Here is a 21572-nt window from a genome sequence, read left to right as displayed (position 1 = left end):
CATGGGCGGTCCCTTACGTGGTGTATGCTTAACGTAACTAACATGCGTAAGGATGGCTTATGAAAATTGTTATCGCTCCGGACTCGTATAAGGAAAGCTTGAGCGCGCTGGAGGTGGCGACAGCGATAGAGATCGGTTTTCGCGAAATTTTCCCCTCAGCGGAGTACGTCAAATTACCGGTTGCCGATGGTGGCGAAGGGACGGTGGAAGCGATGGTGGCAGCCACCCATGGGCGTCTTGTCCATGTTCCCGTTACCGGGCCTTTGGGAGAACACGTGGAAGGGTTTTTCGGGTTATCCGGAGACGGGAAAAGCGCGTTTATCGAGATGGCGGCCGCGAGCGGTCTGGAGCTTGTTGCTCCTGCAAAGCGTAACCCGTTAATCACCACCTCGTGGGGGACCGGGGAACTGATCCGTCATGCGCTGGATGCGGGCGTTAAGCATATCATTATTGGCATTGGAGGCAGCGCGACCAATGACGGTGGCGCAGGCATGGTGCAGGCGCTGGGCGTAAAACTGCTGGATGCGAAAGCACAGCCCGTTGGGCCGGGCGGCGGCGAACTGGCAAGCCTTGCGCATATCGATCTTAGTGGGCTGGATGAGCGGCTGGCAGACTGTCGAATTGAAGTGGCCTGCGATGTGACCAACCCCCTGATTGGCGAGACTGGCGCTTCTGCGGTATTCGGTCCGCAGAAAGGGGCGACGCCGGAGATGGTCAGGACGCTGGACAACGCGCTTGCGCATTACGCAAACATTATCGCCAGGGATCTGGACATTGACGTCTTAAACCTGGCGGGGGGCGGAGCAGCTGGCGGAATGGGGGCGGCGCTGTATGCATTTTGCGGGGCACAGCTTCGTCGGGGGATTGAGATTGTCACCGATGCCCTGCATCTCGATGAACAGGTCGCGGACGCCGATCTGGTGATCACGGGCGAAGGGCGTATCGACAGCCAGACGATCCACGGCAAAGTGCCCGTTGGCGTGGCGAGAGTCGCGAAACGCTATAACAAACCGGTTATCGGCATTGCCGGCAGCCTGACGGCGGATGTTGGCGTGGTGCACGAGCACGGACTGGATGCGGTATTCAGCGTGATTTACACCATCTGCTCGCTGGAGGATGCGCTGGAAAATGCGCAACAGAATGTACAGATGGCCGCAAGGAATATTGCGGCGGCCATAAAGGTGGGGCAGGGGATGTCGCGTTAACGTTCGTGCTCCTGTAGGCCCGGTAAGCGAAGCGCCACCGGGCTTTTTCTTAGCTTCCCAACACCTTCATCGCTTCCCGCGTCACGTTGTCCATCTCGTCCAGCAGCTCCAGAAACTCCGGCTCAAGATCGGATTCTGGCGTACCCGCGCGGAGCTGCTGTTCAAGCAACTGGCAGAGATTTTTCAACCGCGGCACGCCGCTGTAGCCGCAGCTACCGTGCAGTTTATGGATGGCCTCCAGCAGCCCTTCAGGGTTTTCGCCCACCAGCTGTTCTTCAACCTTGTTACGGATCTCAGGCAGGAAGTCCACCAGCATTTGCAGCATATCGCGGGCCAGATCGGCTTTGCCTGCTGCCTGGCGCAGCGCCAGTTGCCAGTCAAACGTGGCATTCTGGTTAACGCTGATTTCCGGCGATTCAGCTGAAATGGTGTACGTCCCGCCAATGTGCCCCGGTTTGTAGCGCAGCAGCAGGCTGTGCAGCTTCTCTTCATCAATCGGTTTCGCCAGATAATCGTTCATGCCCGCACCCAGCAGTTTCTCTTTTTGTCCCGCCATCGCGTGCGCCGTCACGGCAATCACCGGCGTCTGCTGCTGGTGCGGAAGCTGACGAATTAATTCGCAGGCGCGGATGCCATCCATGCCCGGCATCTGAATATCCATTAGGATCAGGTCAAACTGCATCTGTTTGGCTTGTTCTACGGCTTCGGCGCCGCTGGTACACAGTTCAACGTGCTGAACCTGATCCTCAAGCAGCACGCCAATCAGCTTAAGGTTTGCCGGGTTATCATCCACGGCCATCACTGTCATCGGCAGCTTATGTTCGTCGTTTTCCAGCGGCAGGGACTGATGCGTCAGACGGCAATATTCAGTCAACGCAGGTAACAGCCGTGTGGCGGTGAGGGGTTTCAGCAGACATGCCGCCGCCCCGTCGTTTTTAAGCTCTTCGGCGTTGATTTGGGCGTGGCACGGCAGAGCCAGCAGCAGGTAGTCCGTCATTGAGGCAGCCTTTGCCAGCCGTTCCTGCTGCATGGTCAGTTCTCCGGTAAATGTCACCGGAATCCCCAGCAAAAGAATATCGTAATGATCGTTCGCCAGCGCGGAGAAGGTCGGGCTGTAGACCACCTCCAGCGGCGTGCTGCTTAATACATCCAGCGTACACTGCGCCGCGGCGGCGTTCGGTTCCACATAGGCCAGACGCATCCCTTTCAGGCAGTCGGTGACCGGACCGTCGGTTTGCACGTTCGGATTAAGATCAAGATTGATATGGAACCAGAAGGTCGAGCCCCGGTTAGGCTGGCTGTGGAAGGAGATATCGCCTCCCATCTCTTTCACCAGCTTTTGGGTGATCACCAGACCCAGGCCCGTTCCGCCGTGCCGACGGGAAATGCTCGCATCGGCCTGGCGGAACGCCTGGAACAGACGCGACTGATCGCGCTCCGGAATGCCGATGCCGGTATCCCGGATCTGAACTTCAATCTGGACCTTATTATTACTGAGCGCCCTTTTTTCGACCAGAATGTCGATGTTGCCGCTCTCGGTGAACTTAATCGCGTTGCCCACCAGATTGGTGATGACCTGTTGCAGGCGCAGCGGGTCGCCAATGACGTTATCCGGTACGTCATTTTTGATATTGAGCGTCAGTTCCAGCCCCTTATCATGCGAGGAGTGGGCGAGAAGCGTGACCACGTCATCCAGTGTGCTGCGCAGCGGGAAGGGGATACTCTCCAGAATCAGCTTGCCCGCTTCCAGCTTCGAGAAGTCCAGTACGTCGTTAATAATGGTCAGCAGGTTGTTGGCTGAGCGTTCAATGGTATGCAGGTGGTCACGCTGGGTCGGGTTGAGCTCGCTTTTGAGCGTCAGACGGGTGAAGCCAATCACCCCGTTCAGCGGCGTGCGCAGCTCATGTGACATGTTTGCCAGGAACTCAGACTTAATACGGGCCGCCTCCTGAGCGCGTTTTTTCGCCAGATCCAGCTCCACGTTCTGGATCTCCATCTGCTCCAGCGTTTCGCGCAGGTCAGAGGTGGCCTGGTCAACGTTGTGCTGCATCTCTTCGTGATAAGCCGCCAGCGACATCGCCATTGAGTTGATGCCGTTTTTCAGCATATCCAGCTCGCCGAGCATGAAGCCTTCCACGCGGCTGTCCAACTGACCCCGGCGGATCCGGTCAACGGTATTCACCATGTTACGGATAGGCCCCGTGACGTCGCGCATCAGCCGCCAGCCGAAGATCAACGCGATGCCGATACAGAACAGCATCATCACGCCGGAGATGAATATTTCTTTGTACTGCTGGAGCCGCACCGACTTGAGATCCAGCTCCAGCGCCGCATATCCCAGCATATTATTGCTGGACTTCGCATCGGACTGGGCGGATTCGTCGGGTGAATAGCTTTCTGAGATAATCGGCGTGCGCAGGATCATGATATCGCCGCGCCGCAGGACCGTGAGATGACGCGGGAAAGGGGTACCTTCCGGGATTTTCAGCGACGTGGGATCCAGATGGAAATTCGAGGTGACGAAAAGACGGTTATGCTCATCGTAAACGGAAATGGCGCGCACAATCTCTGAATGACGGCGGTGCAGCACGCTGATTAACTGACCAATGGATTCACGGTTTTGCAGGTTCATTCCGTACTCGCTGGAAACGGCCAGCGGTTCGATAATGCTGGCCCCGGCATCTTCAAGCTGTCTCTGCAAATCGTTATAGCGATGCACCACAAAGAAAATGCTCAGCAGCAAACCGATGAGAACGGTAGGAGCGAGGATCAAAATCATCATGCGCGCGCGCAGGCTGTAGTTGGTCATGGAGTTCCGTTATGGGACAATCAGGCTAATTATGTTTATTTGAGAACAATCTCGGCGATGGCGCAATTCTACTCTGCAAAACGACGCGTGACGACGCGTCAGATCATAACTGTTGAAGCCTCTGACCTCGATCCTTTTGGACAGGGGGTAGCGCGTCACAAGGGTAAGACACTGTTTATCACAGGTTTGCTGCCAGGAGAACGCGCAGATATTACGCTGACGGAAGACAAACGCCAGTATGCGCGCGGCCATGTCAAGCGCCGTCTTAATGATAGCCCGGAGCGCGTGACGCCTCGCTGCCCCCATTTTGGCGTTTGCGGAGGCTGTCAGCAACAGCATGCCAGCACAGAATTACAGCAAAAAAGTAAAAGCAACGCGCTGGCCCGCCTGCTAAAACATGACGTCAGTGACATTGTCGCTGACCAGCCGTGGGGCTACCGTCGCCGCGCTCGCCTGAGTCTAAGCTACCAGCCAAAAACTGAAAGGCTGGAGATGGGTTTTCGCAAAGCCAGCTCCAGCGATATCGTCTCCATCATGCAATGCCCTGTTTTGGTGCCCCAACTTGAGGCACTGCTCCCGGCCGTGCACCACTGTCTTGCATCGCTGGATGGTGTGCGTTCGCTGGGCCATGTCGAACTGGTGCTGGCCAACGGCGGCCCGCTGATGGTGCTGCGCCACACCGCACCGCTGTCCAGGGCAGATCGCGAAAAACTGGAACGCTTTTCGCATTCTCATGAGCTTGCGCTTTTCCTCGCGCCGCAAAGCGAGATACTTGAGCAGGTTAGCGGAGACGCGCCCTGGTATGCGTCAGACGGGCTACGCTTAACGTTCAGCCCGCGGGATTTTATCCAGGTCAATGACGGCGTGAACCAGCAGATGGTGGCGAACGCGCTGGCGTGGCTTGACGTCCAGCCCACCGATCGGGTGCTCGATCTGTTCTGCGGTATGGGTAACTTTACCCTGCCGCTGGCCCGCAAAGCAGCAAGCGTGGTCGGGGTGGAAGGCGTTGAGGCGCTGGTGGCGAAAGGCCTGGAGAACGCCCAACAGAACGGCTTGCAAAATGTGACATTCTTTCATCAAAATCTTGAGGATGATGTTACTCAGCAACCGTGGGCTAAGCAGGGCTTTGATAAGATCCTGCTCGATCCGGCGCGCGCAGGTGCGCCGGGCGTGATGCAGCATATAATTAAACTCGCGCCTGAACGCGTGGTCTATGTTTCCTGTAACCCGGCGACGCTGGCCCGTGACAGCGAAGCATTATTGAGCGGGGGTTACCAGATTCGGCGTCTGGCAATGCTGGACATGTTCCCGCACACTGGACATCTGGAATCAATGGTGTTGTTCGAGCACATCTAATGAGTTTGGCTTGTCGACTTCGACAGGCCCTTGTCCCTAAAGGAGAGGACGATGGTTGCGGTAAGAAGTGCACATTTAAATAAAGCTGGTGAGTTTGACCCTCAAAAATGGATCGCAAGTCTGGGGATTTCCAGCCAGCAGTCGTGTGAACGCTTAACCGAAACCTGGGCCTATTGTTTACGCACAACGCAGGGGCATCCGGACGCTGAACTGCTGTTGTGGCGCGGCGTGGAGATGGTTGAAATTCTCTCCATGCTTAACATGGATATCGAAACGCTACAGGCCGCACTGCTGTTCCCACTGGCAGATGCTAACGTGGTGACGGAAGACGTGCTGCGTGAAAGCGTCGGCCAGTCCGTCGTGGCGCTCATCCACGGCGTGCGTGATATGGCCGCCATCCGTCAACTGAAAGCCGCACAAACGGATTCTGTCTCTTCCGAGCAGGTGGATAACGTCCGCCGCATGCTGCTGGCGATGGTGGATGATTTTCGCTGCGTGGTGATCAAGCTGGCCGAACGGGTTGCCCATCTGCGCGAAGTGAAGGATGCGCCGGAAGACGAGCGCGTCCTGGCCGCCAAAGAGTGTACGAATATCTATGCGCCGCTGGCGAACCGTCTGGGTATCGGGCAACTGAAGTGGGAGCTGGAAGATTACTGCTTCCGCTATCTGCATCCGGCGGAATACAAACGCATTGCAAAATTGCTGCACGAACGCCGCATCGACCGCGAGCACTATATCGAGGAATTTGTCAGCGGGCTGCGCCAGTCGATGAAAGAGGAGAATGTGCGCGCCGAGGTCTACGGGCGTCCGAAGCACATCTACAGCATCTGGCGCAAAATGCAGAAGAAACATCTCGCTTTTGACGAGCTGTTTGACGTGCGCGCCGTGCGTATCGTGGCGGAGCGTCTCCAGGACTGCTACGCCGCGCTGGGGATAGTACATACTCACTTCCGCCATCTGCCGGATGAGTTCGATGACTACGTCGCGAACCCCAAACCGAATGGCTATCAGTCCATCCACACTGTGGTGCTCGGCCCCGGCGGCAAAACTGTGGAAATTCAGATCCGTACTAAACAGATGCACGAAGACGCCGAACTGGGCGTCGCCGCGCACTGGAAGTACAAAGAAGGCACTTCCGGCGGCGCGCGCTCCGGACACGAGGACCGTATCGCCTGGCTGCGTAAGCTGATTGCGTGGCAGGAAGAGATGGCCGACTCCGGCGAAATGCTCGACGAAGTGCGCAGTCAGGTCTTCGACGATCGCGTCTACGTCTTTACCCCGAAAGGGGATGTGGTTGATCTGCCGGCAGGCTCTACGCCGCTCGATTTCGCCTACCACATTCACAGCGACGTGGGGCACCGTTGCATCGGGGCGAAGATCGGCGGACGTATCGTACCGTTTACCTACCAGCTACAGATGGGCGACCAGATTGAAATCATCACCCAGAAGCAGCCAAACCCAAGCCGCGACTGGCTGAATCCAAACCTCGGTTACGTGACCACCAGCCGCGGGCGCTCTAAAATTCACGCCTGGTTCCGCAAGCAGGATCGTGACAAGAATATCCTTGCCGGTCGTCAGATCCTTGACGACGAGCTGGAGCATATCGGGATAAACCTGAAAGAGGCGGAGAAGTTCCTGCTGCCGCGCTACAACTTCAACGAGCTCGACGAACTGTTAGCGGCGATTGGCGGCGGCGATATCCGCCTGAACCAGATGGTGAACTTCCTGCAAGCGCAGTTCAACAAGCCAAGCGCGGCAGAGCAGGATGCGGCAGCGCTGAAACAGCTCCAGCAGAAAACCTACGCTCCGCAGCAGCGCAGCAAGGACAATGGCCGCGTGGTGGTTGAAGGGGTGGGTAACCTCATGCACCATATTGCCCGCTGCTGCCAGCCGATACCGGGTGACGATATTGTCGGCTTTATCACCCAGGGGCGCGGGATCTCAATTCACCGCTCCGACTGTGATCAGCTTGCTGAGCTGCAATCGCATGCGCCGGAACGTATCGTGGAAGCCGTCTGGGGTGAAAGCTACTCCGCTGGCTACTCGCTGGTGGTGCGCGTCACTGCCAACGACCGCAGTGGCCTGCTGCGCGACATCACCACCATTCTCGCCAACGAGAAGGTCAACGTGCTGGGCGTTGCCAGCCGCAGCGATACCCGCGAGCAGCTTGCCACCATCGATATGACCATCGAAATCTATAACCTGCAGGTGCTGGGCCGGGTGCTCGGTAAACTGAACCAGGTGCCGGATGTGATTGACGCGCGTCGTCTGCACGGCGGCTGAACATCCTCTTCTGTAGGCCGGGTAAGGCAACGCTGCCACCCGGCATTTTGACATCAGGACAGAACTATGACTCAAATCGACCGCCTGCTTGGCATCATGAAACGCCTGCGCGACCCGGAAAACGGCTGCCCGTGGGATAAAGAGCAGACTTTCGCCACCATTGCGCCTTACACGCTGGAAGAGACCTACGAAGTGCTGGACGCGATTTCGCGCGAAGATTTCGACGACCTGCGCGGTGAGCTGGGCGACCTGCTGTTCCAGGTGGTGTTCTACGCACAGATGGCGCAGGAAGAGGGGCGCTTTAACTTTGACGACATCTGCGCCGCTATCAGCGACAAGCTGGAGCGCCGTCATCCGCATATCTTTGGCGATGCCTCCGCAGGCAACAGTGCGGAAGTGCTGGCGCGCTGGGAGCAGATCAAAAGCGCCGAACGCGCTGAAAAATCCCAGCACTCGGCGCTGGACGACATTCCCCTGAACCTTCCTGCGCTGATGCGCGCGCACAAAATTCAAAAGCGCTGCTCGGCGGTAGGGTTTGACTGGACCTCTCTCGGCCCGGTGCTGGAAAAAGTGCACGAAGAGATCGACGAAGTGATGCATGAAGCGCAGCAGGCCGTTGTGGATGAAGCAAAGCTGGAAGAGGAGATGGGCGATCTGCTGTTCGCGACCGTCAACCTTTCTCGCCACCTCGGTGTAAAAGCGGAAACCGCCCTGCAAAAAGCGAACATTAAATTCGAACGTCGCTTCCGCGAAGTTGAGCGCATTGTGGCCTCGCGCGGCCTGGAAATGAGCGGCATTGACCTCGAGGCGATGGAAGAAGTCTGGCAGGAAGTAAAACGCCAGGAACATGATCTCTAACGAAATTTTGCGATCAAGCGCAATTTGTGTGATTTTTTAAATGACAAGCGCTTGATTTGTGTCAAAAACATTTACCCAAAAGGGGCTATTTTCTCACTCCTTATGTTTGTCATGGCCTGGGAAGGAGACGGAGAATGAAAGTTTGTGGCGCTCGTCGTGTTCGGGTATACTACTTTCCCGTCCTGGTTATTCCATCGTTTCACCCTAACTTCTCAGGTTCAGCATGACAACGAACTATATTTTTGTGACCGGCGGGGTCGTATCCTCTCTGGGTAAAGGCATTGCCGCAGCCTCCCTCGCAGCCATTCTTGAAGCCCGTGGCCTCAATGTGACCATGATGAAACTGGATCCGTACATCAACGTCGATCCAGGCACCATGAGCCCAACCCAACACGGGGAAGTGTTCGTTACTGAAGACGGCGCTGAAACCGATCTGGATCTTGGCCACTACGAGCGTTTCATCCGTACCAAAATGACCCGTCGTAACAACTTTACGACTGGCCGTATCTACTCTGACGTTCTGCGTAAAGAGCGCCGTGGTGACTACCTGGGCGCGACCGTGCAGGTCATCCCACACATCACTAACGCCATTAAAGAGCGTGTCCTTGCCGGTGGCGAAGGGCATGACGTTGTGCTGGTTGAAATCGGCGGTACCGTAGGGGATATCGAATCCCTGCCGTTCCTCGAAGCGATTCGTCAGCTGGCGGTAGATATTGGTCGTGAGAACGCGCTGTTCATGCACCTGACGCTGGTGCCTTACATGGCGGCAGCAGGTGAAGTGAAAACCAAACCGACTCAGCACTCCGTTAAAGAGTTGCTCTCCATCGGTATTCAGCCTGATATCCTGGTTTGCCGTTCCGATCGTGCGATTCCGGCGAACGAACGCGCGAAAATTGCATTGTTCTGTAACGTGCCTGAAAAAGCCGTTATTTCAATGAAAGACGTCGATTCCATTTATAAAATCCCGGGCCTGTTGAAATCACAGGGTCTGGACGATTATATTTGTAAACGATTCAGCTTGAACTGTCCGGAAGCTAACCTGTCTGAATGGGAGCAGGTGATTTACGAAGAAGCCAATCCGGGCGGCGAAGTGACTATCGGTATGGTCGGCAAGTATATTGAACTGCCGGATGCCTATAAGTCAGTTATCGAGGCGCTGAAGCACGGTGGTCTGAAGAATCGCGTCTCCGTCAACATCAAGCTGATTGATTCGCAGGATGTTGAAACGCGCGGCGTTGAAATTCTCAAAGATCTGGATGCGATTCTCATCCCTGGCGGCTTCGGCTACCGTGGTGTTGAAGGCAAGATCGCCACTGCACGCTATGCGCGTGAAAACAATATTCCATACCTCGGCATCTGCCTGGGTATGCAGGTTGCGCTGATTGAATTTGCGCGCAACGTAGCGGGAATGGAAAACGCGAACTCTACGGAATTTGTGCCAGACTGTAAGTACCCTGTCGTGGCGCTGATTACGGAATGGCGCGACGAAGACGGTAACGTCGAAGTCCGTACCGAGAAAAGCGATCTGGGTGGCACCATGCGTCTTGGCGCACAGGCCTGCCAGCTGTCAGACGATAGCGTGGTTCGCAAGCTGTACGGCGAGCCGGTGATTACCGAGCGCCATCGTCACCGCTATGAAGTCAACAACATGTTGTTGAAACAAATTGAAGCTGCAGGTCTGCGTGTTGCAGGCCGTTCCGGGGATGATCAGTTAGTCGAGATCATCGAAGTGCCAAACCATCCGTGGTTCGTGGCCTGCCAATTCCACCCGGAATTTACTTCAACGCCGCGTGACGGGCATCCGCTGTTTGCAGGCTTCGTGAAAGCCGCCAGCGAGTACCAGAAGCGTCAGGCGAAGTAAAAAAAGTTAGAACGGCAACGCGTACCCCTGGTACGCGTTGTTTGTCTGGAGTTTTAGTTTAACTTGTACTGAGGAAAATCTAATGTCCAAAATCGTTAAAGTCATCGGTCGTGAAATCATCGACTCCCGTGGTAACCCGACCGTTGAAGCCGAAGTTCATCTGGAAGGTGGTTTCGTCGGTATGGCTGCTGCTCCATCAGGCGCATCTACAGGTTCCCGCGAAGCGCTGGAACTGCGTGATGGCGACAAATCCCGTTTCATGGGCAAAGGCGTACTGAAAGCGGTTGGCGCTGTTAACGGTCCTATTGCTCAGGCTATCGTTGGCAAAGATGCCAAAGATCAGGCTGGCATCGACAAGATCATGATCGATCTGGACGGTACTGAAAACAAATCTAACTTCGGTGCGAACGCAATCCTGGCAGTTTCCCTGGCGAACGCCAAAGCAGCAGCTGCTGCTAAAGGTATGCCACTGTTCGAGCACATCGCTGAACTGAACGGCACCCCAGGCAAATACTCCATGCCTGTACCAATGATGAACATCATCAACGGTGGTGAGCACGCAGACAACAACGTTGATATTCAGGAATTCATGATTCAGCCTGTTGGCGCGAAATCCCTGAAAGAAGCGGTGCGTATGGGTTCTGAAGTGTTCCACAACCTGGCTAAAGTTCTGAAAGCTAAAGGTATGAACACTGCTGTTGGTGACGAAGGTGGCTACGCGCCAAACCTGGGTTCTAACGCAGAAGCGCTGGCTGTTATCGCTGAAGCGGTTAAAGCAGCAGGCTACGAGCTGGGCAAAGACATCACTCTGGCGATGGACTGTGCAGCATCTGAATTCTACAAAGACGGTAAATACGTTCTGGCTGGCGAAGGCAACAAAGCGTTCACCTCCGAAGAGTTCACCCACTTCCTGGAAGACCTGACCAAACAGTACCCAATCGTTTCTATCGAAGACGGTCTGGACGAGTCTGACTGGGATGGTTTCGCATACCAGACCAAAGTACTGGGCGACAAAATCCAGCTGGTTGGTGACGATCTGTTCGTAACCAACACCAAGATCCTGAAAGAAGGCATCGAGAAAGGCATCGTTAACTCCATCCTGATCAAATTCAACCAGATCGGTTCTCTGACCGAAACGCTGGCTGCGATCAAAATGGCGAAAGACGCTGGCTACACCGCTGTTATCTCTCACCGTTCTGGCGAAACTGAAGACGCTACCATCGCTGACCTGGCTGTGGGTACCGCTGCTGGCCAGATCAAAACCGGTTCTATGAGCCGTTCTGACCGTGTTGCTAAATACAACCAGCTGATTCGTATCGAAGAAGCGCTGGGCGAAAAAGCACCTTACAACGGTCGTAAAGAGATCAAAGGCCAGGCATAAGCCTGAACTTTCGTTCTTATGAAAAAACCCGCTTCGGCGGGTTTTTTGTTTTCTATAGCAGAAGCGGCAGCGTGGCGCTGGCCGTTTGCTGGCTTACGTCACCGTAATGGCTGTCTACTGCGATAAGGGAAGTGGTAAGCAGTTCAACCAGCAGCATCACGCCAACCTTGGCATTGAGCGCACCTGCGCTCAGCGGTCCCTCGGGCTTGGCTGCAACCAGCTGTAAATCGCTCAGGGAGGCCAGCGGGCTGCGGGGCGTATTGCTGAGCGCCAGTACCTTAACGCCACGCTTGCGGGCGAGTTTCACCACGTGAAGCAGATCCCGTGTAGAGCCAGAACTTGAGATGGCCACCACCAGCGTCTCTTTCGAGAGCGTCGTCGCATTCATGGCGGCGCGATGCATATCGCTAAACAGCTGTGCAGGTTTGCCGAGTCGCAGCAGCTTGTAATGCAAATACTCCCCCAGAATCGCGCTGGCTGCCACCCCGTAAATTTGCACTGATTGCGCCTGATGCAGGGCCAGTGTCGCCTGTTCAAGCTGGGCCCGGTCGAGGAGTTTTGCGGTATCTTGCAGCGCCTGGACAGACTCATCCACCACGTTATCTATCGCATCTCCTGCCTGACGCTCTGGCAAACCCTGCTGAATATCCAGCGCAAGCGCCATTTTAAATTCGTTATATCCCTTACAGCCCAGCGTGCGGCAAAGGCGTGTGACGCTGGCCTCGCTGGTGCCGCTTTCACGCGCCAGCTCGGTGATCGTCAGGTAGAGCACCCTGGCAGGATCGTTGAGAACAAACTCCCCCAGTTTTTGTTGCGTTGGGCTGTACCCGGAAGCCTCCTGGCGTAGCTTCAGCAGCAGGTTTTCATGGTCCGACATGCTAGATCCTTAATGCGTTTCTCTGCCAACTAGTGTGGCGGAAAGCGGGGGAGAGATGCCAGTCATTTCGAAAAAGTATGATCGGCGTCCTGGTTTTTGGTGGTAATTTTCACAATTAAAATTATATATGGTAAAAATTTTCATCAACAACCAGGGGGATAATAAAATGATGCAAATGTTCAGCGGAGCGTCTTCCGGCGGATGGTTTGAAAAAGCGCAGCGCTTTGGCAAATCCTTTATGTTACCTATCGCCATACTGCCCGCAGCAGGTCTGTTGTTGGGGATCGGCGGGGCGCTATCGAATCCGAATACGCTTACCGCGTATCCATTTTTAGACGTTGGCTGGCTACAGGCCATATTTACCATCATGAGCAGTGCAGGCTCGATTGTGTTCGCAAACCTGTCGGTACTGTTTGCTGTTGGGGTCGCCGTTGGGCTGGCAAAAAATGATAAAGGTACGGCAGGGCTGGCGGCATTACTCGCTTATCTGGTGATGAATGCCACTATCAATGCGCTGCTGATCCTGACCGGAAAACTGGCGCATGTGAACCCGGGCGCCGTAGGGCAGGGCATGACGCTGGGTATTCAGACGCTTGAAACGGGCGTGTTTGGTGGGGTCGTTATTGGGCTTGTGACCTGCGCACTGCATCATCGGTTTAATAAAATCGCGCTTCCGCAATTTCTGGGCTTTTTTGGCGGCTCACGCTTCGTACCCATTATCAGCTCACTGGTGGCGATACTCGTCGGCGCGCTGATGACCGTGGTCTGGCCGCATTTTCAGAAGCTGATCTTTGGCCTTGGCGGTCTGGTGGATGCCACCGGCTATCTGGGGACATTGCTGTACGGCTTCATCCTGCGCATGCTTGGCCCGTTTGGCCTGCACCACATCTTTTATCTGCCGTTCTGGACCACCGCGCTTGGCGGCAGTGAAATTGTTAACGGTCACCTGGTTGAGGGCACGCAGCGGATCTTCTTCGCTCAGCTCGCGGACCCGAACACCCAGCACTTCTATGAGGGCACGTCGCGCTTCATGTCCGGGCGCTTTATCACGATGATGTTTGGCCTGCTCGGCGCCTGCCTGGCGATGTACCACACGGCTAAACCCGAGAACAAGAAGCGCGTAGCCGGGCTGCTGCTGTCAGCGGCGTTAACCTCTTTCCTGACGGGCATTACCGAGCCCATCGAGTTCTCATTCCTGTTTATTGCGCCGGTGCTGTACGCCATTCATGCGCTGTTTGACGGGCTGGCGTTTATGCTCGCGCACATGCTGCATATCACCATCGGGCAAACTTTCTCCGGCGGGTTTATTGATTTCGTGCTGTTCGGCATTTTGCAGGGTGAAGCGAAAACTAACTGGATGTTCGTCCCGCTGGTAGGCGTACCGTGGTTCTTCCTTTACTACTGTACTTTCCGCTATCTGATTAAACGTTTTGATTTTGCCACGCCGGGCCGTGAAAAGGAGGCGTTGGCTGACGAGGCTACCCTGCCGCAAAGCGAGCGTGCCGCGGCGGTGATCGCCGGATTGGGTGGAAGAGACAATCTGGATGACGTTGACTGCTGCGCCACGCGTCTTCGCGTCACGGTGAAAGACGGTAGCAAAGTCAATGAAGCAGCACTGAAAGCGACCGGCGCGCGCGGCGTTATCGTCCGCGGCAACGGTGTCCAGGTCATCTATGGCCCGCACGTCACCATTATCAAAAACGAAGTGGAAGAGATCTTATCGTAATGAAAACTGTACTGGATAACCTGAAAGGAAAACTGGTCGTCTCCTGCCAGGCGCTGGAAAATGAACCGCTGCACAGCCCGTTTATTATGTCGCGAATGGCGCTGGCGGCAGCCCAGGGCGGTGCCGCTGCGATCCGCGCCAATAGCGTGGTGGATATCAAGGCTATCAAAGGGCTGGTCTCACTGCCGGTCATCGGCATCATCAAACGGGACTATCCGGATAGCGAGGTGTTTATCACCGCGACGCTCAAAGAAGTGGATGAGCTGATGGCGGTCGCCCCGGACATCGTTGCGCTGGATGCGACCGCCCGGAAACGGCCCGGTGGCGTATCGCTGGACATGCTGATCGCGCAGATCCGCACCCGTTACCCTTCGCTGCTGCTGATGGCGGATATTGCCACCGTGCAGGAGGCCGTGACCGCGCAGGCGCTGGGGTTTGATTGTGTCGGAACCACCCTTTACGGTTATACGGCAGAGACCGCGGGCCATTCGCTACCGGAAAATGACTGCGCGTTTTTGAAAGAGGTGCTGTCTGCCGTCACGATCCCCGTGATTGCCGAAGGTAACGTGGATACCCCCGATCGCGCGGCCAGGTGTCTGGAGTTGGGGGCGCATACGGTTGTCGTCGGCGGGGTGATCACCCGACCGCAGCAAATTACGGAACGGTTTATGGCGGCAATTGGCGCGCAAAGCACCGATGGAGCATGATCATCTGACGGGGATCTGCGATACTTATCGTTTATTCCCTTAACAGAGTTGACTATGCAGTACCCGATTAACGAGATGTTCCAGACCCTGCAAGGCGAGGGTTACTTTACCGGCGTTCCCGCTATCTTTATTCGTTTACAGGGATGCCCGGTTGGCTGCGCCTGGTGTGATACCAAACATACGTGGGATAAGCTCGCAGATCGGGAAGTGTCGCTGTTCAGCATTCTGGCGAAAACCAAAGAGAGCGATAAATGGGGCGCGGGCAGCGCGGAAGATCTGCTTGCCATTATTGGTCGTCAGGGCTGGACGGCGCGGCATGTGGTGATCACCGGCGGGGAACCCTGCATTCACGATTTGATGCCCCTCACCGAACTGCTCGAGAAGAACGGCTATAGCTGTCAGATCGAAACCAGCGGTACCCATGAAGTGCGCTGCTCCCATTCAACGTGGGTAACGGTTTCACCGAAAGTGAATATGCGCGGCGGTTATGACGTACTGTCGCAGGCGCTTGAGCGTGCGGATGAGATCAAACATCCGGTGGGGCGCGTGCGTGACATCGAAGCGCTGGACGAACTGCTGGCGACGTTGACGGATGAGAAGCAGCGCGTGATCGCGCTACAGCCTATCAGCCAGAAAGACGATGCAACCCGTCTGTGCATTGAAACCTGTATCGCCCGCAACTGGCGCCTGTCGATGCAGACGCACAAATATCTGAACATTGCCTGATACTTGTGTGGCCCCGCTTAACGCGGGGCTTTTGTTGTTGGCAGTAAAGCCCAGGTCACTACGGCTGACCCAAGACAAATCGCACTGTTGAAAAGCAAGGCATACTGCGCGGCACTGGCCGTTCCCATCGGCAGCCATAGGGCGTACAGCGATGCGGTGACCGCGATCCCCATTGCGCCGCCCAGGGAACTGCCCATCTTATAGATCCCTGAAGCCACCCCCACTTTGTTTTCAGGGGCATTCATTACCGCCGTGTCCGTTGAGGGCGTGGCGTAACATCCGAGCCCCAGCCCGAATAAAATATTGCTCAGAAAGACGGTGACAATGTAGACCTCTTTGCTTAAGAAGGTGCATGAAATCAGCGTAATACCTGTTGCAGTCAGCAGCGGGCCGGTCATCATCGGCAGCCTGGCGCCATAGCGCTGAAGCAGTTTTTCACCCACCCGGATCATCGCCAGTACGGTAACCAGATACCCCAGCGTCATCATGCCGGTCTGTAGCGGTGACAGATGATGGCCTTGCTGCAACCAGATGCTGGCGATCATCATGGTGCCAATGCAGCCGTTGAGCAGGAAATTTGAGAATACCGAGGCGCTATAGGCACGGTTTTTAAACAGGGCGAAATCGATCAACGCCGCATCGCCCTTCCGCCGCCCGGTAACGACAAAGCACATCAGTGCAATCACGGCTCCACACAGTACAAGAAGCGATAAACTGCTACTCCAGCCCCAGCTGTGTCCTTTGCTGATAAACAGATTGAACAGCACCAGCATAAGGACAAAACTCACCAGGCCGCTGATATCCAGCTTGTGTCGACACGCATCAGGGCTGCGGCTTTCCGGCGTGGCGCGGATAAGCAATAGCGCGACCAGAGCCACCACTATCGACAAAATAAAAATCCAGCGCCAGCCCAGCGTGGTGGCGATGGCACCTCCCACAAACGAGCTCAGGCCACTCCCGCCCCATGAACCAATAACCCAGAAGCTGATTGCGCGCTGGCGTGCTTTACCTTCATACCAGGTCTTAATCAGCGCCAGCGTGGCGGGCATGATGCAGGCCGCGGATAGCCCCTGTATCGCTCTTCCCAACAGAAACAGGACGGGCTCCCATGAAATGAACAGCAGACCGCTTCCGATCATGCTCAAAATCAGGCCTGTCATGGTCAGGCGCATGCGCCCAAACTTATCGGCAAACCCACCGCAGGCTACGACAAAACAGCCGCTAAACAACGCGCTCAGGCTGACGGCCAGCGTAAGGGTTTCGAGGGCAATGTCGAGGCTATTCTGCATGGCCGGAACCACGTTGATAACCGACTGGGCAAACAGCCAGAAGGTCAGAACGCTCATGACGATACCCGCCAGCAGCCGATCGTTACCGGCGTAGGCGGATGCGTCTGTCAGGGAAACGGTACTCATAATGCAGCCCTCCCGGGAAGGTGCGAATCAGCGCAGATAGTGTTCGGTCAGTGCGGCCCACAGCGCCGCGCCGGTGAGGAGAATAGTGTCGTTAAAGTCGTAGCCCGGGTTATGCACCATGCAGCGGTCAGGCTCATCGCCAGCGCCAAGGGTGAAATAACAGCCATTGGGATTTTTCTCGAGCATGAACGCAAAGTCCTCGCTGCCCATAAACGCATTCACCTCCGCGACGGAATCCTGACCGAACAGATCGGTGGCGACGCTGCGCACCATCTCATTGGCTTGCGGATTGTTTTTCAGTACCGGGCTGCCATTAATGTGTCGAATGGTAGCCGTGGCATTGAAACTTTCCGCCTGCGCAACGGCGATATCATGGATGCGCTGTAGCACGGTTTGCCGCACGCTTTCATCCAGCGTGCGCACGGTAAGTTTCATCAATACTTTGTCGTTGATGATGTTGGGGGCATGTCCGGCCTGAATACTGCCTACGGTAACGACGGCAGGCTGAAAAGGGGTGATATTGCGCGAAACAATGGACTGCAAAGCGATAGTGATATGACAGGCAACGAGGGTGGCATCTACGGTATGTTCTGGCACCGCACCGTGACCCCCCACGCCGTTAACCTCAATATGAAGGGTGTCCGAAGAGGCCATCATGGCGCCATCGCGCAGACCAATTTTTCCGACGGGCTGTGACGGCATATTGTGCAGACCAAAAATGTGGTCGCAGGGGAACAGGTCAAACAAACCGTCCTCTACCATAACGCGTCCGCCATACAGAAGTTCTTCCGCAGGCTGAAAAATAAGGTGCAGCGTGCCGTTAAAATTGCGGGTGCGTGCCAGGTACTCCGCTGCATACAGGAGCGTTGTGGTGTGGCCGTCATGACCGCAGCCGTGGAATTTACCCTCAACGGTACTGCTCCAGGCCTTGCCGCTGTTTTCCTGCGTAGGCAGCGCATCCATGTCGGCGCGCAGACCCAGGCGTTTAGGCCCGTTACCCACCTTCAGCGTGCCGACCACACCGGTTTTCGCCAGGCCGCGATGAACCTCATATCCCCATTCCTCAAGCAACGCCGCAACGCGATCGCTCGTATTGTGCTCCTCAAAACCAATTTCAGGATGCTGATGAAAATAGCGACGTAATTCAGTGAACTGGGCTTCTTTGCCGCGCAGAGCTTCGATAATTGGATGTGTCATTTTTGTTATCCTTTTTATGCCAAACGGTGATAATTTCGAGTCTATGACGATCGCACTGCCAGAAAATGCATTTTTTTGTTGTAAAGCGACGGTTTTGTTTTGATTGTTTTTCATACAATTCCGTTATGACAAAAAAGAGCCGGTCATTATTTGTCTTTGATGAGGGGAAAGATGAATCAGCGGGGAGATGAATTTTGGGTGGAGATCCAGGACATTCGCCACTGCGTGGAGGATGAAGGCGATACGCTAACGTTGCTCTGGGTGCTGGAAGGGCGGGCTGAGCTGAATACCGATGTGGGACGTGACATCCTGGAGGCCAATACCCTTGCCATCATCAACCGTCATCGACGCTGGCAGTTCACGAGCGAAACGGCAAATATCACCCTGCGCGTGTCCCTTTCCGGGCGCTGGGTGGTCCAGCTCTGCAATGATTTTTTTGTCCATGATTACGCTATACCGGCAGAAGCCGGAGGCGTCTGGCCCCAATGCGATGCGCTTCGCGATCTACTGCGCCAGCTTCTTGTGGTCACCCTCATCAACGATCCACACCGCTACCGGCTGGAGGCGTACCGCTGGCTGAGCGAGATATTGCTGTTGCTGACCAGCCGCTTTCAGCAGCCCGCCCGGTTTTTGTCCCGTGAACTTTCCCCAGCGCACAGCAAACGCATTGCCCGGGTGATAGAGCGGATCAATGCCAGTTATTCTCGCCGTATTACGCTTGCGGAAATCGCCGCGAGTGAATATGTCTCTGAAGCCTGGCTCTCTCGTCTCTTTAGAAAGGAGGTGGGGATCAGTTTCATGCAGTACATCACCACCCTACGGCTGGAAAAGGCGGCTGACGCGCTCCGTCTGACGAACCGACCGCTGCATCAGATTGCGCTTGAGCAGGGTTTCGCCAGCACGCGTATGATGACCGATCGGTTTCGGCGTGTTCACAATATGTCCCCGGGTGAGTTTCGTAAGTCCCGACGCCAGCACCCGGAGGCCACACGTGTTCGTACGGACAGGTGTGAGCAGCGCTATCCGGTGGCCATGGATAAACTGTTTAGCCTGCTCAATGAACCGGTGGCGCGCGGCTGGGGAGCCTCCCCGCTTATCGATCGCCCGCAGCAGGAGCAGACACTGGATCTTGAGCAGCTTAATCCTCTCTCCACCTCGCTGCGCCGTATGCGGGTAGTCATTACCCTGCGTGAGCTCGACGATTTACTGCGTGAGGACGTTCGTCAGAATCTTGAAGCGATAAATGAGGCCATTCCCATAGAGGGAATTGATATCGCCGAACCTTTTCTCAGCAGCCGTCTGTTTGCCACCGGGTGGGATGACCCCCAGATGGCGGGCTACGCCTGCTGGTACAATCTGCATCAGCTCTTCACCTGGCTGGCAAAAAAGCAATGGACGGTGCTGCTGCACACCGGCGTAACGACCCGTCGCGATCTACTTGCCCGTTTTTTACAACGGTCGGTCAATCATTTTTCGCCCGAGATCACCGCGGGCTGGCACTTTGTCATGCACTGGTCAACACAGGCGAGTGAGGAGACCCGGGAGCAGGTCTGGCTGGCGCAGCAAAACGTCATACGCAACTATCTGCCACAGGCAAAGTTTGGTTTATGGCATCGATTTTCACCCGACAGCGCGGGCGTGAGCGACAATACCCTGTTCAGCTCAGCCATCCTGATGCAGGCCGATTTTCTTGCCTGTTCAGCCGATGCCAATGAACTTCTCGATCCTGCGCAGCGGGAGCCAGCCCAACTCTCTTCTACAGAAAATTATCCGGTACAGAAGATCCGCCAGATTATCGCCGCCCTTCGTCTGCGCAAATGTTCGCTTCCCGTCTGGCTTCTCTCCTGGAATACCCTCACCGGGAACACGCGGGCGACAAACGGCTGGTTTTTTCGTGGGGCGCTGCTGATGCAGAGCCTGCTCGGGCTATCGGAGCAGGTCTGGCTAGGGGGATTCTGGCTCAATTCGGGCCTTCAGGGTGAAGCTCGTGCGAACAATACCATCGATACGTCAAGCCTTGCGCTACAGTACAACCATGGTCTCCCACGGCCGGTTTATTGGGTACTCTGGCTCTGGCAACGCCTGCGGGGCGAGGTGCTGGTAAACGACGGGCGTGTTCTGCTCACGCGCCATCACAATGGTTACCAGTTGCTGCTGCGTAATGTGGTGGTTTTTAATCCGCTCCTTTCCAGTGAAGAAGCATTCATCCAGCGTTTTCGCCAGCAGTATCATTTACATCTGAAGGGCATGCGCGGTATTTGGCGAATTAAACGCCATCTTTTCGATCAGCATAACGGCGCGCTCTATCCGTTGCTTGAAGGGGTAGGCAGCGAAAGCGGCCCTGACGAAGAGATGTGGCGCTGGATAGCGCACAAAGCGCGTCCAACGCTTTCCCTGTACGATGAACGCATTGATGACGGCTGGCAACTGACAGAATCACTTGAGAGTAATGCGCTGGTGCTCTACGAGTTTACACCGCTCGTGCCTCTTGAGGCCGAAACGGAGGAGATTCACTCCCCGCGGTAGACGCAGCCTGCCGTGCAGGTCTCTTTGATCATCACCGCGCTTAGCAGCGGCACAAGCGGTTTCATCTGATCCCAAATCCATTTCGCCAGCACTTCGCTGGTCGGGTTTTCAAGGCCCGGAATATCATTCAGATAGTAGTGATCGAGACGATCGTAGGTCGGCTTAAACGCGGCCTTCAGTTCGGCAAAGTCCATGATCCAGCCCGTATGGGGATCGACTTCACCGGTGATTTCAAGACGCACCATAAACGAGTGTCCATGCAGGCGGCCACATTTGTGCCCGGCAGGAACGTGTGGAAGGTGGTGTGCGGCTTCGAAGGTGAAATCTTTAAACAGTGTGGTGGACATCATAGCTCTCAGGAATGCGGAAAAAACCGCCGCATAGTACCGGAAAGCACAATTTTTATCATTAACTAAAACGGCTCTGAACGGTCACCGCCTCGTATTCATAGTGTTTATCGATTTTTGTTGTTTTATTTCATATGGTTATTTAATCGCTTTTATCGTTAAGAACGATAACTAAAACAGGTTAGTCCATTTGGTTATTAATTATTTCCATCCCTTCTTTAATTGTTATTATCCCCGCCGTTAACCTTAGCTTCAGTTTGGATTTATTCGCTTAAAGTCCGCTTTGCTACTGGAACAT

At 55.4% G+C, this 21572-nt stretch carries 15 protein-coding genes; 10 read left to right on the top strand and 5 right to left on the bottom strand.

The annotated features are described in order from the left end of the window. Nucleotides 1–59: 59 nt before the first annotated feature. The gene (locus L3069_RS17845) at nt 60–1205 is read left to right on the top strand and encodes a glycerate kinase (RefSeq protein WP_038416613.1); all 1146 of its coding nucleotides are present in this window, start codon (nt 60–62) and stop codon (nt 1203–1205) included. A gap of 49 nt (nt 1206–1254) precedes the next feature. Here the strand turns inward: L3069_RS17845 and barA are convergent, their stop codons facing one another. Beyond that, nucleotides 1255–4014: a two-component sensor histidine kinase BarA gene (gene barA, locus L3069_RS17840; protein ID WP_038416612.1), complete on the bottom strand. Its 2760-nt coding sequence runs from the start codon at nt 4012–4014 to the stop codon at nt 1255–1257. Nucleotides 4015–4071: 57 nt separating this feature from the next. Between barA and rlmD the strand changes: the two genes are divergently transcribed. From rlmD to eno, 5 genes are all read left to right on the top strand, one after another. Then, nucleotides 4072–5370 carry a 23S rRNA (uracil(1939)-C(5))-methyltransferase RlmD gene (gene rlmD / locus L3069_RS17835; protein WP_038416611.1) on the top strand — a complete coding sequence of 433 codons (1299 nt, stop codon included), beginning with the start codon at nt 4072–4074 and terminating at the stop codon, nt 5368–5370. Nucleotides 5371–5421: 51 nt separating this feature from the next. After that, nucleotides 5422–7653 carry a GTP diphosphokinase gene (gene relA, locus L3069_RS17830; RefSeq protein ID WP_022649204.1) on the top strand — a complete coding sequence of 744 codons (2232 nt, stop codon included), beginning with the start codon at nt 5422–5424 and terminating at the stop codon, nt 7651–7653. Between the two features lie 66 nt (nt 7654–7719). Beyond that, nucleotides 7720–8511, top strand: coding sequence for a nucleoside triphosphate pyrophosphohydrolase (mazG, locus tag L3069_RS17825; protein WP_022649203.1), 792 nt, complete (start codon nt 7720–7722; stop codon nt 8509–8511). A 223-nt stretch (nt 8512–8734) separates the two neighbouring features. Next, entirely contained in the window at nt 8735–10372 is a 1638-nt protein-coding gene (pyrG, locus tag L3069_RS17820) for a glutamine hydrolyzing CTP synthase (RefSeq protein ID WP_022649202.1), read from the top strand. A gap of 82 nt (nt 10373–10454) precedes the next feature. Next, complete coding sequence (eno, locus tag L3069_RS17815) at nt 10455–11753, top strand: phosphopyruvate hydratase (protein ID WP_022649201.1); 1299 nt, start codon at nt 10455–10457, stop codon at nt 11751–11753. Nucleotides 11754–11805: 52 nt separating this feature from the next. On the opposite strand, the gene L3069_RS17810 is transcribed toward eno, so the two are convergent. Then, nucleotides 11806–12630, bottom strand: a complete 825-nt coding sequence (locus tag L3069_RS17810; RefSeq protein WP_015571725.1) for a MurR/RpiR family transcriptional regulator — start codon at nt 12628–12630, stop codon at nt 11806–11808. 166 nt (nt 12631–12796) lie between these two features. On the opposite strand from L3069_RS17810, the gene L3069_RS17805 reads away from it, so the two are divergent. The 3 genes from L3069_RS17805 to queE are packed head-to-tail and all read left to right on the top strand — an operon-like array spanning nt 12797 to nt 15789. Further along, complete coding sequence (locus L3069_RS17805; protein ID WP_100167692.1) at nt 12797–14356, top strand: maltose/glucose-specific PTS transporter subunit IIC; 1560 nt, start codon at nt 12797–12799, stop codon at nt 14354–14356. After that, nucleotides 14356–15063, top strand: a complete 708-nt coding sequence (locus L3069_RS17800) for an N-acetylmannosamine-6-phosphate 2-epimerase (protein ID WP_038416609.1) — start codon at nt 14356–14358, stop codon at nt 15061–15063. The genes L3069_RS17805 and L3069_RS17800 overlap by 1 nt, the downstream gene beginning before the upstream one ends. Before the next feature lie 54 nt (nt 15064–15117). After that, on the top strand, nt 15118–15789 hold the full coding sequence (gene queE, locus L3069_RS17795) for a 7-carboxy-7-deazaguanine synthase QueE (RefSeq protein WP_006811780.1): 672 nt from the start codon (nt 15118–15120) through the stop codon (nt 15787–15789). A gap of 17 nt (nt 15790–15806) precedes the next feature. On the opposite strand, the gene L3069_RS17790 is transcribed toward queE, so the two are convergent. Both L3069_RS17790 and L3069_RS17785 read right to left on the bottom strand, forming a co-directional pair. Next, nucleotides 15807–17204: an MFS transporter gene (locus tag L3069_RS17790; protein WP_032626005.1), complete on the bottom strand. Its 1398-nt coding sequence runs from the start codon at nt 17202–17204 to the stop codon at nt 15807–15809. Between the two features lie 27 nt (nt 17205–17231). Beyond that, nucleotides 17232–18401, bottom strand: a complete 1170-nt coding sequence (locus L3069_RS17785) for a M20 aminoacylase family protein (RefSeq protein ID WP_038416608.1) — start codon at nt 18399–18401, stop codon at nt 17232–17234. Between the two features lie 171 nt (nt 18402–18572). Between L3069_RS17785 and L3069_RS17780 the strand changes: the two genes are divergently transcribed. Next, nucleotides 18573–20927 (top strand): helix-turn-helix domain-containing protein, encoded by a 2355-nt coding sequence (locus tag L3069_RS17780; protein ID WP_038416606.1) that lies wholly within the window; start codon nt 18573–18575, stop codon nt 20925–20927. On the opposite strand, the gene queD is transcribed toward L3069_RS17780, so the two are convergent. Further along, on the bottom strand, nt 20912–21277 hold the full coding sequence (queD, locus tag L3069_RS17775; protein WP_006811776.1) for a 6-carboxytetrahydropterin synthase QueD: 366 nt from the start codon (nt 21275–21277) through the stop codon (nt 20912–20914). The two genes, L3069_RS17780 and queD, sit on opposite strands and share 16 nt — an antisense overlap. Nucleotides 21278–21572: the final 295 nt, after the last annotated feature.

The sequence above is a fragment of the Enterobacter cloacae complex sp. ECL411 genome, from assembly GCF_021869665.1.
Lineage (GTDB): Bacteria > Pseudomonadota > Gammaproteobacteria > Enterobacterales > Enterobacteriaceae > Enterobacter > Enterobacter intestinihominis.
The sequence above is the reverse complement of the archived record's forward strand: the minus strand, read 5'-3'. Positions and strand labels throughout refer to the sequence as shown.

Excerpts from the sequence above, each read along its gene's own strand:
- L3069_RS17805 (WP_100167692.1), top strand. The coding sequence starts at position 12,797 with ATGATGCAAATGTTCAGCGGAGCGTCTTCCGGCGGATGGTTTGAAAAA.
- L3069_RS17780 (WP_038416606.1), top strand. The coding sequence starts at position 18,573 with ATGAATCAGCGGGGAGATGAATTTTGGGTGGAGATCCAGGACATTCGC.
- queD (WP_006811776.1), bottom strand. The coding sequence starts at position 21,277 with ATGATGTCCACCACACTGTTTAAAGATTTCACCTTCGAAGCCGCACAC.
- L3069_RS17845 (WP_038416613.1), top strand. The coding sequence starts at position 60 with ATGAAAATTGTTATCGCTCCGGACTCGTATAAGGAAAGCTTGAGCGCG.
- L3069_RS17810 (WP_015571725.1), bottom strand. The coding sequence starts at position 12,630 with ATGTCGGACCATGAAAACCTGCTGCTGAAGCTACGCCAGGAGGCTTCC.
- L3069_RS17800 (WP_038416609.1), top strand. The coding sequence starts at position 14,356 with ATGAAAACTGTACTGGATAACCTGAAAGGAAAACTGGTCGTCTCCTGC.
- queE (WP_006811780.1), top strand. The coding sequence starts at position 15,118 with ATGCAGTACCCGATTAACGAGATGTTCCAGACCCTGCAAGGCGAGGGT.
- relA (WP_022649204.1), top strand. The coding sequence starts at position 5,422 with ATGGTTGCGGTAAGAAGTGCACATTTAAATAAAGCTGGTGAGTTTGAC.
- rlmD (WP_038416611.1), top strand. The coding sequence starts at position 4,072 with ATGGCGCAATTCTACTCTGCAAAACGACGCGTGACGACGCGTCAGATC.
- mazG (WP_022649203.1), top strand. The coding sequence starts at position 7,720 with ATGACTCAAATCGACCGCCTGCTTGGCATCATGAAACGCCTGCGCGAC.
- eno (WP_022649201.1), top strand. The coding sequence starts at position 10,455 with ATGTCCAAAATCGTTAAAGTCATCGGTCGTGAAATCATCGACTCCCGT.
- pyrG (WP_022649202.1), top strand. The coding sequence starts at position 8,735 with ATGACAACGAACTATATTTTTGTGACCGGCGGGGTCGTATCCTCTCTG.
- L3069_RS17790 (WP_032626005.1), bottom strand. The coding sequence starts at position 17,204 with ATGAGTACCGTTTCCCTGACAGACGCATCCGCCTACGCCGGTAACGAT.
- L3069_RS17785 (WP_038416608.1), bottom strand. The coding sequence starts at position 18,401 with ATGACACATCCAATTATCGAAGCTCTGCGCGGCAAAGAAGCCCAGTTC.
- barA (WP_038416612.1), bottom strand. The coding sequence starts at position 4,014 with ATGACCAACTACAGCCTGCGCGCGCGCATGATGATTTTGATCCTCGCT.